Raw genomic sequence first — 15587 nt, 5'->3', positions numbered from 1 at the left:
GCTCCCCGCGATCCGGTCACAGGAGCAAGCTTCCTGCGACTCGAACTCGAAAACCTCGATTTCGTTCTCCATGGTCATTCCTCCTTTCGGGATCCGATTCCTTGTCCGGCCTGCTGTCCGGACCAGCTCTCTTCGCGCGGCCGCATGGTCGCGGCGGCGATCACCAACGCCAGCACCATCAATCCGGCGGCCACAGCGATTCCGTGACTCACCCCGGTCGCCAACGCCTTTTCCGCGCTCGGCGTGGCCGAGGCGGCCGTCGCCCAGGTGACCGTCCCCAGCACGGCCAGGCCGGTCGCGCCGCCGACCTGCTTCGCGGCGCCCAGCAGCCCTGATACCAGCCCTGATTCCTCGGTGGTCGTGCCGCGCAGCACCAGCACCGTCATCGGGACGCTGCCGACACTGAGCCCCGCGTAGGTCAGCAGCGCGGGGACGAGCATTCCCGTCAGGTAGCCGTCCGAGTCGCCGATCCAGGAAAGCCAGCTCATTCCGGCCGCCGCGACCACCAAACCGGAGATGATCAGCCGGAAGGGGTCGAACCTGGTCAGCAACCATGAGCCGCATCGAATTCCGGCCACCACCACACCGGTCAGCGGAAGGTACACCAACGCGGTTTGAAAGGGGCTGAACCGCCAGACATCCTGCACGAAAATGGTCAGAAAGAAATAGAGCCCGAATGTCGCGGCGGTGGTCAGTACCGACACCGCGAGAATACCCGATCTGAGGCGGTCGGCAAAGATCCGCAAAGGCACCAACGCGTGCCGGGTGCGATTCTCGATCACCACGAACGCGGCGAGCAGCGCGACCGCGAAAACCAACGCGGTCATGACCGTCCGATCCTGCCAATGCGCCACTCCCGAGTGATCGGTGGCTCCCGCGATCAGGCCGTACACCAGCAGAGTGAGGCCGAGTGTGCCGGTCAGCGCACCGGGCAGGTCGAACCGGCCGCGCGTGCCCTCGGTCTCCGTCAGCACACGCGGGCCGATCAGCAGGACGAGCACACCGACCGGAACGTTGACCCACATCACCCAGTGCCACGAAAGAGAGGTGCTGATCAGGCCGCCTGCCAGCAACCCGATGGCGCCGCCCGCGGTGACGACCGCCGAGTAGACGCCGATCGCGCGGGCGCGCGGCGCACCTTCCGTGAAGATCGACGCGATCAGCGCCAACGCGGCTGGCACCGCGGCCGCGCCTCCGATCCCTTGCAGCGCACGGCAGACGATGAGCCACCACTGTTCGGCCGCGAATCCGCCTGCCGCCGACGCCACTGTGAAGACGAGTATGCCGGACAGGAACACCCGCCGGTGCCCGAGGATGTCGCCTGCCCGGCCACCGAGGAGCAGAAGCCCGCCGAAACTCAGGGAGTACGCCGTGACGACCCATTCGAGCCCGGACCCGGAGAAGCCGAGCGCACGCTGAATAACGGGCAGCGCGACGTTGACGATCGTCGTGTCCACTTGGGACATCAGTGTCGCGACCGAGATCACCGCCAGCGCGACGCCAGGCTTCTGCGCCTGATCCGGTTCGAGTGTCTTCGTCATGAGCGTGGCGCCGCCGCGAGTTCGAGGCGTTCGCGCAATGGTTGCCGCAGCACCTTCCCCAGCGAGTTCTTGGGCAGGATGCCGACGAACTGCACACGGTCCGGCCAGAAAGCCTTCGCCACTCCTTCGCGCGCCAGGTAAGCGTGCAGCTCGTCAAGGGAGATCGCCGGGAACACCGGGACGACGACCGCGCACACCTTGCTTCCACCGGGAATCTCCGGGTGCGGGTAGCCGACCAGCACCACCTCGGTGATGGCAGGATGACGCTGCAGCAACGACTCGACCTCGAGCGTCGACACCTGCATGCCGTCCGGCCTGGTGATGATGTCGGCGCGGCGCCCTACGATCCGGATGCCGCCGCGGCCGTCCGGCCTGGCGAGGTCGCCGGTGTCGAACCAGCCCTCGGCGTCCACACAGGCGTCGTAGACGTCCCGCTGCCCCAGGTAGCCGAGGCACTGCGACGCGCCGCGCACCAGCAGTCGTCCCGCTTCCTCACCGGGTTCGGCGTCGATGCGGACCTCCATCCACGGTGTCGACCGGCCGTCGCTGTGCGCGGCCCAGCCCGCCGGGTCGTCCGGCCGGGTGACCGTGACGGCGCCGTTCTCGGTCATCCCCCACAACGCGTGCAGTTCCACGTCGAAGACTTCGCGCACCTGGGTGATCAGCTGCGGGTGAACCGGCGCCGAGCCCGTCACGATCTGCTTGAGACTGGACGTGTCGCGTGCTTCTTTTCGTTGTGCGGCAAGCAGGTTGACCAGGAAGACGGGCGGCGTGTACAGCCACGTCACGCTGTGCGCCTCGATCAGGTCACGCAGCAGGTCCATGTCGTTGGTGTGTTTCTGGACGACACCGGTGGCGCCGAGGAAAAGCGGCAGGTAGAGCGCGTAGGTCAGGCCCGCCATCGCGGTGCAGATGCCGGGAAGGGAGATGACATCGTCCCGCGTCAGCCGGTGCGGCTCGGACACCGCCCTGACCGCCGCGTAGAGGGTGTTCTGGCTGTGCACGACCAGCTTCATCTTTCCGGTCGTGCCGGAAGTGTGCATCAGCTGCGCGGGTTCGTCCGGGCCGAGCCGGTCCTCCTCGGGGACGGGCGTGCGGTTTTCCCATGGTGTGCGGACGAAGAACTCGTCGAAGTCGATCGCGCCGGTCGCCGCCGCGTCGCCCACCACGACCCGGTGCGCCAGAGTCTCCGGAGCCGCCTCGGCGAGCAAGGCCGCACAATGGTGTTCGCCGTTCCTCTCGACGGTCACACAGACTTTCGCCCCGGTCACCCGCAGGACATGGCCGAGTTCGCGGGTGCCGACAACCGGGAAGATCGGCGAGCTGACCGCGCCGATCCGGTGGCAGGCCAGGTAAAGCGGAGCCAGCAGCCACAGGTTCGGCAGGTAGCAGGCGACCACATCACCCCGCCCGACGCCGAGTTCGCGCAACGCCGACGCGAAGCGGGCGACAGCGTCCGAAAGCTCGACGTAGCTCAAGGTCCGGGGTTTTTCGTCGCCCTCATGGACAATCAGCGCGAGATGGTCGCCGCGGTCGCGGACCGCGTCGGCGAGATCGTCGAGAAAGGTCGAACTCCGCCACCAGCCCTGGTCCTGGAATCCGGCGGCCGGTACGGCACTCGTGTCCCCAGTGGTCACAGTCGGCTCCCCCCGGCGGCGTAGTGATTTGCCGACGAACTTTAAGCATCGCGAAGCGGATCGCGGTACCCCGATTCGTGGCAGGACCCGGTTTGCGGCCCTTTCGGGCAGCCGAAGGGGGAACGGTTCGGCCCTTTCGACCGGTGACAGCGGCGTGCCGGCCGGGGAAAGTCAGCGGATGTTCGCGCCGCTCGGCTGAGGAGGCCACTGGTGAAGATCGGAATTCTCGGCTGGGACGACGGTGTGCTGGGCCCGGCCACCCCGGGAGGCGAATACGATCCGGACGGCCCCGTGCTCGTCGAGCACGGCAGGCGCCGCGGCCACGAGACCACGTTGTTCACCCTTGAGACCGTCACCTACGCGCCGGGAGGCCGAAGCATGGAAGTCATGCTGGGCGGGCATCCCGCCAGCTCCTTCGACGCGATCATCTCCCGCGCCAGGCTTTTCGGGGACGACTGGCGTGACCGGGGACTCGACTGGCGCGACCGGGTAGAGCGGCTGACCATGATCAGCGAAACCCCGGGCCTGCACATGTTCGACTCCGCCGAGGTCTGGCAGACGTCCTACAGCAAGTTCCTGACCATGCGGAAGCTCGGTGAGGCAGGCCTGCCCGTGCCGCCGTGCCGATCGGCCACCACCCCGGCCGAGGTCGAACTCGCCTGCCGGGAATGGGACGACGTCATCGTCAAGCCGTCCTACGGCTATCGCGGCAAAGGCGTCACGCGTGTCACCGATTTCTCCGCCCGGAAAGCGGAAATCCAGGACCAGCTGGACGAACACGGCACCCTGGCGTGCATTCCGTACTATTCCACCCAATGGGGTGAGTATCGGGTCATGGTGGCCGGTGAGGCCGTGCCCGAGGTTTCACTCAAGCTGCCGGCGGTCGGGCAGTGGCGTCCCCACGTCAAGCTCGGCGGAAGCTTCGAGCGGATCGATCCGCCGCCGGGGCTGGAAGCTCTCGCGCTGCGAGCCGCGCGTGTGATGGGACTGACCATGACAGGCCTGGACATCATCCCGACGGCGGACGGTTTCGTCATCCTCGAGGCCAACAGCGTCACGGGAGGCTTGGACGTGTTCGGCGAGGAGACCCACCGCGCCATCCTGGACGGCGTCTACGACTGGGTAGAGAAGCGGGTCGCCTGAGATGGCCGACGGAAGGACAGTCCTGCTGACCGGCTTGCCGAGTGCGGGCAAGACGACCGTGGCAACGGCCGCACGTGAAGCGCTCCTGGCGGCGGGCCGCCGCGCCGAGGTACTGGACGGCGACGTCGTCCGCCGCGAACTCTGGCCAGAGCTAGGCCTGTCCCCTGCCGACCGTGAGAGCAACCTGGTGCGCATCGGAACGGTAGCGCTTCTGTTGGCGCGCAACGGGATCACCGCCATCGTGGCGGCCATCGCCCCGTACGGCCACAGCCGGGAAGCGCTGCGCACCAGGCACACTGACGCCGGTGTCCCGTTCTCCGAGGTGCACATCGCCACGCCGGTCGAGGTGTGCCGCCGTCGCGACGTCAAGGGTCTGTACGCCCGCCACGCTCGTGGTGAGATCACCGGGCTGACCGGGGTCGATGCCGTCTACGAGCGGCCACTCGCACCCGAGCTGCGCATCGACACCTCGCTCGAGACCGTCGACGAGACAGTGGCCAGGCTGGTGGACTTCATCGCACTCGGCCACCCGGCACCCAGGAGTTCTTTCTCCAGCCCCAGAACGGGTTGAACGCCGCCTTGAACCACAGTAAAACCTGCTCATTCCTTGGCGGCGACCAGAGAGATCGGCCGTTCCTTCGTGACGATGATCGCGGTGACGCCGCTCGTCGCCGCCACGATCACCACCGAGCCGAGCGCGACGGCCGCGAGCAGTGTCCATGGCACGTAGACCACGGTCACGCCGAGCGCCTGCCGGATGGCGCCGCCGATGCCGGTCAGGCCCGCACCGGCGACCACGCAGCCGAGCACCAGCCCGATGATCGCCACGGCGATGGCTTCGATCACCGCCGTCCTGACGACCTGAATGCGGGTCAGCCCTGTCACCCTGGCGACGGCGAGCTCGCGCCGTCGTTCGGTTCCGGCGATGACCACCGCGTTCACGACGGCCATCAGCGCGTACAGCCCGGCGAGGCCCATCAGCACGGTCAGGATCTTGACATTGCCGTCCTGGGCGGTCTCCGCGCGGGCGGCCGCCCAATCGGCCACCGTGCGCACCTCGAAGCCCGCCTGCCTGATCCGCGCGGCGACGACGTCGGGGTGGTGTCCCGGCTCGACCTGGACAACGGTTTCGGTCGGTGCGCCTGACCAGACCTCCCTGGGCAGGATGTCGCGCGGGACAAGGAAACTGTCGCCCGTTTCGACGGTCTCCGGCAAGCCGCCGACCGCCGTGAGCCGCAACGGCCTGCCCGCGGCTTCGGCCTCGAGCACCTGGCCGGGGCTGATCCGGTCGGCGTGCCGGGCCGGGCCGGTGACCACGGTGTCGCCGGTCAACGCCTCGAGGTCACCCGGCGGCAGGTTGTGCGTGCGCGCGTAGTCGGCCGCGTCCACCGCGATGATCCCGGTGTAGAAGGTTCTCCGCGCGGTGATCGTGATGTCCACGGTGTTCTGCCGGGAGGCGACGGCCACACCGTCGATCGCGGGCAACCGTTCGGCCTCCTCACCGGTGGATGTCACCACGAGGTGGGCGTTCACGGAGCGCTTCGCCTCTTCCCCACCGGCCGCGGCGAGCGAGCCGAAGGTGCCCGCCAAGCCGAGCAGCAACGAGACCAGCACGATCAACGGGGAGGCCGTGGCGGCGGCGCGCCGCACCCCGTCCCGCAGGTTTGCCTTCGCCAGTGCGCTTCCGGGCAGCGACCAGGCCACGAACGGCACGACCAAAGGACTCAGCATGCTCATGGCGACCGCGCCGGCCATCGAGATACCGAGTGCCGCCATCATCGCGCCGATGAGGTTGGCGCCTTGCGCCCAGACCACCATCGCGACGGTGCACCCGGCGAAGGACAACCCGAGCAGCCACCGCGAAGCGGTCATCACCCTCGCGGCCTTTCCCGTCTCCCGCAAGGCTTCCAGTGGCCGGATCTTCGCGGCCCGCAGCGATGCGGTGAACACACCCGCCACCGCGACGCCGACGCCGGCCACTCCGGCGGCGATCACGGCCCACGGCCGCCACGGGGCCGTGAAACCTTCCGGCAGCAGGCCGATTCCGCTGAGCAGCCGGAGCTGCGCGTATTTCGCGATCAGCCCGAACGGCACGCCCAGCGCCGATCCCACCAGCCCGAGCAGCAGGGATTCGGACAGCAGCAGCGCACGCAGCTGGCCGCGGCTTCCCCCGGTGAGGCGCAGCAGAGCGAGATCGCGGCGGCGTCGCGCGACGGTGAAGGCGAAGGTGGAACTCACGATGAAGACCGCGAGGAACATGGCGAGGAACGCGGTCATCCCCATGACGGTCGCGGCGCCGACGAAACCCTCGCGGATCCTGTCCTCGTCCTGCCGCGACGATCCTGGCGGGATGCTCGGAGTTCCCGTGGCCGCCAATACCAGCAGCGAGGCCTGCACGAGCGCGGCACCGACGGCCACGCTGAGAATGGCTCCGGCGAACAGTTCCCACCGCTCGCGGAACGTGCTGAACGACATCTGGAACACGGGCTCAGCTCTCCAGCCGCGCGAGCCGCCCGGCGACTTCGTGGATCGCGGGCCTGTCCACCCGGTCCACGATCCGGCCGTCGGCCAGGAAGACCACGGTGTCCGCACTCGCCGCGACCGCGGGGTCGTGGGTGACCATGACGATGGTCTGCCCCACCGTCCGCACCATCGCGCGCAGCAGCTCCAGCACCAGCTTCGTCGAAGCGGAGTCCAGCGCGCCGGTGGGCTCGTCGGCGAACAGCACGGCCGGACGGGCGATCATCGCGCGGGCGATGGCGACCCGCTGCTGCTGGCCACCGGAGAGTTCACGCGGCCGGTGCCCCGCCCGGCCGTCGAGCCCGACGCCGGCCAGCGCCTCGCGTATGTCGCTTTTGGACACCCGCACGCCCGCGAGTTTCGCCGGGAACGCGACATTCTGTTCGGCGGTCAGCGATCCGATCAGGTTGAAGCTCTGGAACACGAAGCCGACCGTGCGGCGGCGCAGTTCGGTGAGCGCGCTGTCCGGCGCCGCGGTGATGTCATGCCCCGCGAGCATGACGCGTCCGCTGGTGACCTGGTCCAAGCCCGCGGCGCACTGCAGCAGGGTGGATTTTCCGGACCCCGAGGGGCCCATGATGGCGGTCCAGCTGCCCGCCGGACAGCTCAGGCTGACGTCGTCGAGCGCGGCGACCCCGGTGTGCTTCGCTCCGTAGAGCCGGGTGACGTGGCGCAGTTCTACCGCTGCGCGGTGATGTGCTGATTCCATGGCCTCGCCAGCCAACCGCGGGTAGTGGGCCGCTGTCACTGACGTTGACTTCCCGATCGGGGGTAGAGAAACCTCTACCCCGGGTGTCATTGGCTACGGTGTGCGTAATGTCCGTTCGCACCATCTGGGGATCGCTCGCGCTTCGCCGGTTTCTGCTGACCCGCTGGCCGTGGCGTGGCTTGTCGTACGTGCTGAGCACACCGCTGGTGGCGGCGCTGGCCGCCATCCCGGTCGCCGCGGTGTGCCTGCCCTGGCCCTATCTGGTCTCCCGGCTGCTCGGGACCGAGCCGGTCACGCTGGGCGAGACTGTGCTGACGGGGCTCGGCGGGCTGCTGCTGATCGCGGCGGCGGGCCCGCTGGTGGCGCTGCCGGTGGCCCAGCTGGAACGGCTGCGGCTACGGCTGGTCCACAACGGACCGGCGCCCGCGCCGCGCCGGCCTGCTGGGGGCTGGACACGCCGGTACACCGCGCCATCGGCCTGGCGGGAATTCGGCTACCTGCTCGTGGTGCCGGTGGCGGCGGTGCCGAGCGTGGCGCTCGCACTGGTCATGACCATGATCGTCTCGCTGATCATCAGCCCGCTGGTGGTCGCCCCGGACCGTCCACTCGCGCTCGGACTCGGGCAGGCGAGCACGGTGGCCGAGGCGCTGCCGTATTCGCTCTTGGGCGTCGCGTTGTTCCCGGTCGCGTTGTACCTGTTCGCACTGCTGGCAGGCCTGCAGGCGACCGCGGCCAAGGCACTGCTGAGCGGAGCGGCCGGCGAACGGCTGAGGCTGGAGCTGGTGGAGGTCTCCCAGTCTCGGGAACGCCTGGTCACCGCCTTCGAGGCGGAACGGCGACGGATCGAGCGCGACCTGCACGACGGAGCGCAGGTGCGGCTTGTCAGCCTCATCCTGCAGCTGGGGATCGCAAAGGTGGAGATGCCGCCGGACTCGCCCGGCGCCGAATCAGTGGCCACCGCCCACACCCAGGCCAAGCAGCTGCTCACGGAACTACGCGAGTTCATCCACGGTATCCATCCGCAGGCGTTGTCGGACTTGGGGCTGCCCGCCGCGTTGCACGCGCTCGCGGATCGGTCGGCGACCCCGGTGACGGTGGACTGCGCCATCCCGGAGCGCCTGTCCACTGTGGTGGAAAGCGCGGCCTACTTCGTGGTAGCCGAGGCGTTGAGCAACGCGGGAAAACACAGTGAGGCCACCGAAATCCTGGTCGACGCGAAGGTCCGGCACGCCACACTCACGGTCGAGATCACCGACAACGGGCGGGGCGGCGCGGACGCACGCGGAGGCGGCGGGCTCACCGGCCTGGCCGACCGGACGGCGGCCATCGGCGGCAGCCTTTCCCTGTCCAGCCCGCCCGGCGGGCCCACCATCGTACGAGCGGAGTTCCCATGCGACCGGTGATCCGTGTGGTACTCGCCGAGGACGGCGCGCTGCTCCGCGAGGGCCTCGCCGCCTTGCTCGACCGTTTCGGGTTCGAGGTGGTCGCCGCGGTCGGCGACGCGGAAGCACTGGTCACGGCCGTCGCCGCGCATGACCCGGACCTCGTCGTCACCGACATCCGCATGCCGCCGGGGTTCTCCGACGAGGGGCTGCGCGCGATCGTGCGGCTGCGCCAAGACCGGCCGGAGCTGCGAGTGGTGGCGCTGAGCCAGTTCGTCGAGCCCGGCTATGCCTCGGACCTGCTGGATTCAGGCGGCGGAATCGGCGTCGGCTACCTGCTCAAGGACAGGGTCGGCGACGTGTCGGAGTTCGTCGCCGTGCTGCGCCGGGTGGCGGCGGGCGAGACGGTCGTCGATCCGCAGGTGGTCCGCAAGCTGCTCAAACGCAGCAGCACTCCACTGGCGGCACTGACGAACCGCGAACGCGAGGTACTCGCACTGATCGCGGAGGGATACTCCAACGCGGCCATCGCGGAGGACCTCGTCGTCTCCGAAGCCGCGGTGAACAAGCACATCGGCAACATCTTCACGAAACTCGGGCTCGCGCCCGGCGAGGATCGCAACCGGCGCGTGCTCGCGACACTCACCTACCTGCGGGACGGCGCCGGGCTGAATCCGCGGTAAGACAAGGCTCCACCCACAACCACTACTAGAATCCCCGCGAGGGGGTGATGCATGAGCACCGCACACCAGGTCAGCAAAATGCTGGACCAGTGGGAGCAGCTGATCGAGTTCGTCGAAGACAGCTACCACGACAACATCGACGAGTACCGCTACGACATCAGCGTCCGGACCGCGCTGGAGAACTCCGTCCTGTTGCCGGACGCGCCCGCCTGGACCAGGGAAAAGCTGGCCGAGCTCGACGCGCGTTTCCAGGCGCTGCTGCTGCCGGGGCGGGTGGACGACGATCCGGCGGTGCCGTGGTGGTACGCCAGGATTCCCCGGTACGCGGGTAGGCAACTCGCCGATGCCTTCGAGGTCTGGTACCAGGTCAGCGTGGAGATTCGCTGACGCTCCGGCGTTGTCCGGAGTCGCTCGTCGTGCGCCGGGCGTCAATCATCGGACAACCGGGCCACCCACGCGGCACTGCCGTTCCCCCGCGTTCGGTCGCCACCAGCGGCTAAGCGCCTTCGCGACCCGCCGCCGGTGCCGCCCGGTGCCGGCGGCGGGTGGGAGCGACGACGAGCTCGGCGCCGCTGGTGGTGAGGATCTCCGCGTCGGCCGCGTAGTGCTCGCGCACCGCGGGTGCGGTCAACACCTCGGCCGGGGTACCGGACGCCACCACCTCGCCCCTGTTCAGCAGCAGCAACCGATCCGCGTACTGCGCGGCGAAGGTCAGGTCGTGCACGGTGGCGACGACCGTCGTGCCGTCTTCGGCCCGCAACCGGTCCACGAGGTCCAGCAGTGCCTGGGCGTGCCCGATGTCAAGGCCGGTCGTCGGCTCGTCGAGCAGCAGGAGGCGGGGCTGCTGCGCCAGCACCCTGGCCAGCACCGCCCGTTGCCGTTCACCGCCGGACAGCGCGTGCAACGGCCTGGCGGCCAATGGGCCGAGATCGAGCCGCTCGAGTGCTTCGGTGACCAGCCGGCGATCCCGGCGGCCTTCCCTGGCAAGCAATCCGAGGTGCGGTGTCCGTCCTAACAGGACGTAGTCGGTGACCGAAAGCCCATCGGGCAGCTGGGGTGTCTGCGGGGCGTAGCCGATCAGCCTGGCGCGCTCGCGTGCGGGCAGTGCGCTCAACGGGCGCGCACCAGCCTGGATCTCGCCCACGTGCGGGAGCAGCCCGGCCACCGCCTTGAGCAGGGTCGACTTCCCCGCCCCGTTGGGACCGATGATGGTCAGCCAGCCGCCGTCCGGGACCTCGCCGTCGACGCCGCGGACCACGAGCTCGCCCGCGTAGCCCGCGCCGACGTCGCGCAGCACCAGGCCGGTCATCGCAGCTTCCCTCGGTTGCGGCGCAGCACCAGCACGAAGAACGGCGCGCCGGTGAACGCGGTGATCACGCCCAGCGGCAGTTCGGCGGGCGCGATCACGGTGCGCCCGATCTCGTCGGCGATCACCAGGAAGATCCCACCACCGACCAGCGACAACGGCACGATCACCCGGTAACTCGCGCCTGCCAGCAGCCGCACGAGATGCGGCACGACGATGCCGACGAACCCGATCAGCCCGCTGACCGACACCGCGGCGGCCGTCGCCAGCGAGGCCGCGCCGAGCACCGCCAGCCGCACCCGGCCAGGGCGTACGCCCAGCGAAACAGCCTCGTCGTCGCCCAGCGCGAGCACGTCCAGCAGCCGGGAGCACAGGCACAGCACGATCACCGACGGCACCAGATAGGGCAGCGTGATGAGCACGTCCTGCCAGCCCGACGTGTTCAGCCCGCCGAGCATCCAGGTGTAGACCTGCTTGATGGTGTTCGTGTCGAGCTGCTGGACGAACGTCTGCACCGCCGTCAGGAACGCCGCCACGGCGACACCCGCCAGCAGCAGGATCGCCGTGCCGCCGCCGGTGGCCGACCGGCCGAGCAACCAGGTCAGGCCGACCCCCGCCAGCGCGCCAGCGAAGGCGGCCAAGGGAATCGGGCCCACGATCCAGGTACGGGCCTCCGGCGCGAACACCACGGCGACGGTCGCGCCCAACCCGGCGCCCGCCGCCGCGCCCAGCAGGTACGGGTCGGCCAGCGGATTGCGGAAGACGCCCTGGTAGGCGGCACCCGCGACGGCGAGCGCCGCGCCGACCAGCCCGGCCAGCACGACCCGTGGCACGCGCAGCTGCCACAGGATGTCGGCCTCACGCTGATCGAGCGGCGACCTCGTCCCGCTCACCTGAGCCCACAGCTCGCCCAGCACCCGATCCCAGCCGAGATCCGCGGCGCCGACGCAGATCGCCGCGACGAGCACGACGCACAGCACCAGAACCGCTATGACGAGCCTTGCCGCGGTGAGCCTGGCGCGCCGCTCAGCGGCCACCCGGCGCCGCCTTGGCGACCGCGGCGGCGACGGCCTTGGCGAAGTCGAGCAGCCGCGGCCCCCACCGCGACGCGATGTCGTCGTCGAGTGCCACGACATCGCCGTTCTTGACCGCGCTGATCGCGGCCCAGCCCGGCCGCGCGGCCACGGCGGCCGCGTCCTGCTTACAGCACTTGGTGTCGGCGAGGAAGATCAGCTTGGGGTCCGCCTTCACCAGCGCCTCGGCCGACAGCTGCGGGTATCCGCTGCTCGAAGGCGCGCTGTCGGCGACGTTGACCAGCCCGAACAGGCCGTACACCTGGCCGACGAACGTGTGGGAGTTCGCGCTGTAGTAGTCCTGGCTCAGCTCGTGGTAGTAGCTCAGCGGAGCGGCGGGCTTCGGCGTGGCCGCGACCAGCGCCGCCAGCTCGCTCTTGATACCCGTCACCAGCCGATCCGCCTCGGGGCCGTGGCCGGTTTCCTTGCCCAGCGTCGTCATCTGGCCGTACGCCTCGTCCAGCGTGCCCGCCGACGGCAGGACCAGCGACTTGATCCCCAGCTTCCCGAGCGCGCCGACCAGGCCGCCGGTGTCGGCGGACGCGACCACCAGATCGGGCTTGTACGCGGCGATCGCCTCCGCGCTCGGCGTGAGGCCGGACAGCGCGGTACGCGGCGCGTTCGCCGGATAGTCGGACTGGTCGTCCACGGCGACCACGTGCGCGCCCGCACCGATCGCGAACAACGTCTCGGTGGTCGCCGGGCTCAGCGAAACGATGCGCTGCGGGCCGCCGGCCGCAGGCGTCGGACCGGCGGCCGGAGCGGGTTCCCGCCCGGCACAGCCGGCCAGCACGAGCAAGGAGAGCAGGAATACCGGCACAGCGAGCCGGGCGCGGGTCATCGGTAACCTCGGGTCTTCTCACCCGGCACACGAGGACAGCGCCCCGTGGGTCGCCGCTGCCTCTGTCCCGGAGGCGGATGGGCGTCGACGCGGCGGCGAGATCTGGCTCGGCCGGAGGCCTCACAGTTACGGCATAGCGCCGGATTCACACCGGACTTCACAACCGCGCACGTCGAGCGGACGCTATCACGCGCACCACGGCTCCACCGGGCTCAGCCGGTACCTCCTCGGACTGGGCGCGCGGCGCAGGCTAGTTTGCTCGGGTGAGTCTCCTCGATGATGTGGCCGAACGCGACGGCTGGCGCTGCTGGGTGTGCGACGAACCGGTCGACCCCGACATGTCGGTGAACGACTCCCGGGGGCCGAGCGTCGACAGCCGGACCGCCGACCGGAAGGCCAAGATCGCCGAGCGGCTCGCGCACCGCGGCTGCAACACCCGCAAGGGCGCGGTCAAGGTCGTCATCGCCTGGCCGGACAGTCTGCACGTGGTCGAGCCCGCGCCGCTGATCACCGTCGCCGGGCGGCTGGAACGCAAGGGCGGCCGCGAGATGGTGGCCCGCTGTCCGACCGAACAGGACGCTCAGGAAGCGGCTGACTGGCTGGTGGACCGATTCTCCCGGCTGGTGCCGGGGCTGCCGGTGAGCGCCAGCGTCGAACCGGGCGGCGGCCAGTTCCTCGTCATCTTGGCCACCGGCCGCCGTTAGGCAACCTAGCGGCCCCCTCCGGCGTGTGGGTGATCAGGAACGCGCCGAGAGCCGGTGCGGCTAGGGGGTTACACCGCTATGAAACGTACTGTCACCACGATGATGGCCACCGTCGGACTCGGGCTCGGGCTCGCGCCGGTGGCGTTGGCCGCGACCGCGCCCAGCCTGGAGGTCTATCCGGCCGAGGTGCGGCCGGGCGCCGTCTTCGGCACGGGGATCAAGGGCGGCTGCGACCACTTCTCGGCCGTCACCTCGCCCGGTTTCACGGCGCCGGTCAGCCTGGTCGCGGTCGGCGGCGATCGGAACAACCTGTGGGGCAACGGGAACGCCGTCACCACGCCGGGCACCTACACCGCGACCGCCACCTGCGACGGCAAGAAGCTGAGCACCAGGTTCACCGTGCTCCCCCACCCTGCGCCGTCCTGGTGGCTGAACCCGACCGAGGTCCAGCCGGGCGGAGAGATCACGGCTGGTTCGGACACCATCAACGCCTGCCCCGGCGGCCCGGCGGGCCCTGTCACCTCGCCAGGCTTCGCGGCACCGCTGGAGTTCACCATGGGCGGCAACTTCGGCCGGATCAGCGGCAAGACCACGGTGACCACCGTGCCGGGCAAGTACACGGCGACCTTGAAGTGCAAGGGAACCCCGGTCACGGGCACACTCCAGTTCACGGTCCTCGGCACGCCGCCGACGCCGAGGCCTACCAAGACGACCGCTCCTCCGGCGACGAAGAAGCAGCCGCAGGTCGTCGTGCCCAAGGGCGCGCCGGAAACCGGTGGCGGGCCGAACTGATCCCGGGTCAACCTCCGTGGCAGGCCAGGGCACTCCCCCGGTATGACGCCCTGGCCCGCACGGCTCGCTAGGCTCGGCCGATGGACGGCGCACGCGGGCTCATGACGCGCCCGGTACCCAGGTGGGCCGTCGACGCCGGGGTCGCCGTTCTCGTCTTCCTGATGATGAGCCTCGTCGCGGGCGGCTTCCGTGAGCAGCCGTGGCGCTGGTTCGACGGCTGGGCCTACCTGCTCACGGCCGCGATCTGCCTGCCGCTGGCCGCGCGCCGACGGGCGCCGCTGCTCGTGCTGGTCGTGATTTCGGCCGCCTATCTCGTTTATCTCGCGCGCGGCTACCTGCCTGGCCTGCACCTGTGGGGGCCGGTGCTGGCGCTGTACAGCGTCGCGGCCATGACGACGCCGCGCACCAGCCTCGCGTCCGTCGTGGTCGCCGGGCCGGTGCTCTACGCGGGCGCCGCCACGCTGCGGATCCCGCCGGTGGGCGCGATCGCGCAGACCGTCGTCATCTGCGGCGTCGCCGTCGTGCTCGGCGGGTTGTCGCGCCAGCTGGCCCAGCGCAACCGGCAACTCGCCGCCGCGACCGAGGAACTCCGGCGCGAGCACGAACAACAGCTCGAGCGCGCGATGGTCTCCGAACGGCTGCGCATCGCGAGGGAACTGCACGACGTCATCGCGCACCACATGTCCGTGATCTCGATGCAAGCGGGACTGGCCGCGTACGTGTTCGACAGCGATCCCGCGACAGCGCGCACGGCGGTCGGCACCGTCGGCGACATCAGCCGCGAGAGCCTCGACGACATGCGCCGCGTGCTCAATCTGCTGCGCCTGCCCGAAAACTCCGGTGAGGTCGAGTTCACCTCGGCGCCGGGCCTGAACCAGCTCCCCGAACTGGCCGAGCGGATCCGCGGGCTGGGCGTCGCCGTCGAGCTCGCGTTGACCGGCCCGTTCGGCGATCTGCCTTCGGCGTTGCAGCTCACGGTGTACCGCGTCGTGCAGGAAGCGATGACCAACGTGATGAAGCACGCCGGCGCGTGCCGCACGACGGTGACCGTGCGCCGGGAACCGGCCCGGATCATCGCCAGGGTGGAGAACGACGCTCCCGAGGTCGCCACGCCCGGCGGCGGCCCCGGCTACGGTTTACTGGGCATGCGGGAAAGAGCCAAGCTCTACGGCGGGCAGTTGACCGCGGCGGCGCGCCCGGACGGCGGTTTCGCCGTCGAACTGGTTCTGCCCACGGTCTGAAGGGTGCGCAGGGGA

At 69.9% G+C, this 15587-nt stretch carries 15 protein-coding genes; 8 read left to right on the top strand and 7 right to left on the bottom strand.

What is annotated here, in order from left to right; translation table 11 throughout:
* Positions 1-74 precede the first annotated feature (74 nt).
* Positions 75-1541: an MFS transporter gene (locus ACFV15_RS05350; protein ID WP_378348894.1), complete on the bottom strand. Its 1467-nt coding sequence runs from the start codon at positions 1539-1541 to the stop codon at positions 75-77.
* Positions 1538-3178 carry an AMP-binding protein gene (locus ACFV15_RS05345; RefSeq protein ID WP_378348893.1) on the bottom strand — a complete coding sequence of 547 codons (1641 nt, stop codon included), beginning with the start codon at positions 3176-3178 and terminating at the stop codon, positions 1538-1540. Before ACFV15_RS05345 ends, ACFV15_RS05350 begins: the two co-directional genes overlap by 4 nt.
* Positions 3179-3388: 210 nt before the next feature.
* Here ACFV15_RS05345 and ACFV15_RS05340 point away from each other — a divergent pair, with 210 nt between their 5' ends.
* Positions 3389-4321, top strand: coding sequence for a RimK family alpha-L-glutamate ligase (locus tag ACFV15_RS05340; protein WP_378348892.1), 933 nt, complete (start codon positions 3389-3391; stop codon positions 4319-4321).
* A gap of 1 nt (position 4322) precedes the next feature.
* Complete coding sequence (gene cysC / locus ACFV15_RS05335) at positions 4323-4892, top strand: adenylyl-sulfate kinase (RefSeq protein ID WP_378348891.1); 570 nt, start codon at positions 4323-4325, stop codon at positions 4890-4892.
* A gap of 29 nt (positions 4893-4921) precedes the next feature.
* Here the strand turns inward: cysC and ACFV15_RS05330 are convergent, their stop codons facing one another.
* Positions 4922-6796 (bottom strand): ABC transporter permease, encoded by a 1875-nt coding sequence (locus tag ACFV15_RS05330; protein WP_378348958.1) that lies wholly within the window; start codon positions 6794-6796, stop codon positions 4922-4924.
* 13 nt (positions 6797-6809) lie between these two features.
* Positions 6810-7550, bottom strand: coding sequence for an ABC transporter ATP-binding protein (locus ACFV15_RS05325; RefSeq protein WP_378348890.1), 741 nt, complete (start codon positions 7548-7550; stop codon positions 6810-6812).
* Positions 7551-7657: 107 nt separating this feature from the next.
* Here ACFV15_RS05325 and ACFV15_RS05320 point away from each other — a divergent pair, with 107 nt between their 5' ends.
* Genes ACFV15_RS05320 through ACFV15_RS05310 form a run of 3 tightly spaced genes read left to right on the top strand, consistent with a single transcriptional unit; the run spans position 7658 to position 10002 of the window.
* The gene (locus tag ACFV15_RS05320; protein WP_378348889.1) at positions 7658-8953 is read left to right on the top strand and encodes a sensor domain-containing protein; all 1296 of its coding nucleotides are present in this window, start codon (positions 7658-7660) and stop codon (positions 8951-8953) included.
* Entirely contained in the window at positions 8941-9615 is a 675-nt protein-coding gene (locus tag ACFV15_RS05315; protein WP_378348888.1) for a LuxR C-terminal-related transcriptional regulator, read from the top strand. The genes ACFV15_RS05320 and ACFV15_RS05315 overlap by 13 nt, the downstream gene beginning before the upstream one ends.
* Positions 9616-9666: 51 nt before the next feature.
* Positions 9667-10002: a hypothetical protein gene (locus tag ACFV15_RS05310; RefSeq protein WP_378348887.1), complete on the top strand. Its 336-nt coding sequence runs from the start codon at positions 9667-9669 to the stop codon at positions 10000-10002.
* A 109-nt stretch (positions 10003-10111) separates the two neighbouring features.
* Here ACFV15_RS05310 and ACFV15_RS05305 read toward each other — a convergent pair whose 3' ends face one another.
* From ACFV15_RS05305 to ACFV15_RS05295, 3 genes are read right to left on the bottom strand one after another with little or no spacing between them, the layout of a single operon-like run.
* Positions 10112-10924 (bottom strand): ABC transporter ATP-binding protein, encoded by an 813-nt coding sequence (locus ACFV15_RS05305; protein WP_378348886.1) that lies wholly within the window; start codon positions 10922-10924, stop codon positions 10112-10114.
* Positions 10921-11958: a FecCD family ABC transporter permease gene (locus tag ACFV15_RS05300; RefSeq protein ID WP_378348885.1), complete on the bottom strand. Its 1038-nt coding sequence runs from the start codon at positions 11956-11958 to the stop codon at positions 10921-10923. The genes ACFV15_RS05305 and ACFV15_RS05300 overlap by 4 nt, the downstream gene beginning before the upstream one ends.
* Positions 11948-12835 (bottom strand): ABC transporter substrate-binding protein, encoded by an 888-nt coding sequence (locus tag ACFV15_RS05295; protein ID WP_378348884.1) that lies wholly within the window; start codon positions 12833-12835, stop codon positions 11948-11950. The genes ACFV15_RS05300 and ACFV15_RS05295 overlap by 11 nt, the downstream gene beginning before the upstream one ends.
* A 263-nt stretch (positions 12836-13098) precedes the next feature.
* Here ACFV15_RS05295 and ACFV15_RS05290 point away from each other — a divergent pair, with 263 nt between their 5' ends.
* The 3 genes from ACFV15_RS05290 to ACFV15_RS05280 all read left to right on the top strand — a co-directional run bounded on the left by ACFV15_RS05290 (position 13099) and on the right by ACFV15_RS05280 (position 15572).
* Positions 13099-13539: a hypothetical protein gene (locus ACFV15_RS05290; RefSeq protein ID WP_378348883.1), complete on the top strand. Its 441-nt coding sequence runs from the start codon at positions 13099-13101 to the stop codon at positions 13537-13539.
* Between the two features lie 78 nt (positions 13540-13617).
* Positions 13618-14331, top strand: coding sequence for a hypothetical protein (locus ACFV15_RS05285; RefSeq protein WP_378348882.1), 714 nt, complete (start codon positions 13618-13620; stop codon positions 14329-14331).
* An 80-nt stretch (positions 14332-14411) separates the two neighbouring features.
* Positions 14412-15572 carry a sensor histidine kinase gene (locus tag ACFV15_RS05280; protein ID WP_378348881.1) on the top strand — a complete coding sequence of 387 codons (1161 nt, stop codon included), beginning with the start codon at positions 14412-14414 and terminating at the stop codon, positions 15570-15572.
* Positions 15573-15587: the final 15 nt, after the last annotated feature.

It is taken from the genome of Amycolatopsis sp. NPDC059657, from assembly GCF_042734395.1.
In the GTDB taxonomy this organism is placed as follows: domain Bacteria; phylum Actinomycetota; class Actinomycetes; order Mycobacteriales; family Pseudonocardiaceae; genus Amycolatopsis.
The sequence above is the reverse complement of the archived record's forward strand: the minus strand, read 5'-3'. Positions and strand labels throughout refer to the sequence as shown.

Coding starts and splice junctions, on each gene's coding strand:
- ACFV15_RS05350 (WP_378348894.1), bottom strand. CDS start 1,541: ATGACGAAGACACTCGAACCGGATCAGGCGCAGAAGCCTGGCGTCGCG.
- ACFV15_RS05325 (WP_378348890.1), bottom strand. CDS start 7,550: ATGGAATCAGCACATCACCGCGCAGCGGTAGAACTGCGCCACGTCACC.
- ACFV15_RS05280 (WP_378348881.1), top strand. CDS start 14,412: ATGGACGGCGCACGCGGGCTCATGACGCGCCCGGTACCCAGGTGGGCC.
- cysC (WP_378348891.1), top strand. CDS start 4,323: ATGGCCGACGGAAGGACAGTCCTGCTGACCGGCTTGCCGAGTGCGGGC.
- ACFV15_RS05330 (WP_378348958.1), bottom strand. CDS start 6,796: ATGTCGTTCAGCACGTTCCGCGAGCGGTGGGAACTGTTCGCCGGAGCC.
- ACFV15_RS05305 (WP_378348886.1), bottom strand. CDS start 10,924: ATGACCGGCCTGGTGCTGCGCGACGTCGGCGCGGGCTACGCGGGCGAG.
- ACFV15_RS05315 (WP_378348888.1), top strand. CDS start 8,941: ATGCGACCGGTGATCCGTGTGGTACTCGCCGAGGACGGCGCGCTGCTC.
- ACFV15_RS05320 (WP_378348889.1), top strand. CDS start 7,658: ATGTCCGTTCGCACCATCTGGGGATCGCTCGCGCTTCGCCGGTTTCTG.
- ACFV15_RS05285 (WP_378348882.1), top strand. CDS start 13,618: ATGAAACGTACTGTCACCACGATGATGGCCACCGTCGGACTCGGGCTC.
- ACFV15_RS05295 (WP_378348884.1), bottom strand. CDS start 12,835: ATGACCCGCGCCCGGCTCGCTGTGCCGGTATTCCTGCTCTCCTTGCTC.
- ACFV15_RS05310 (WP_378348887.1), top strand. CDS start 9,667: ATGAGCACCGCACACCAGGTCAGCAAAATGCTGGACCAGTGGGAGCAG.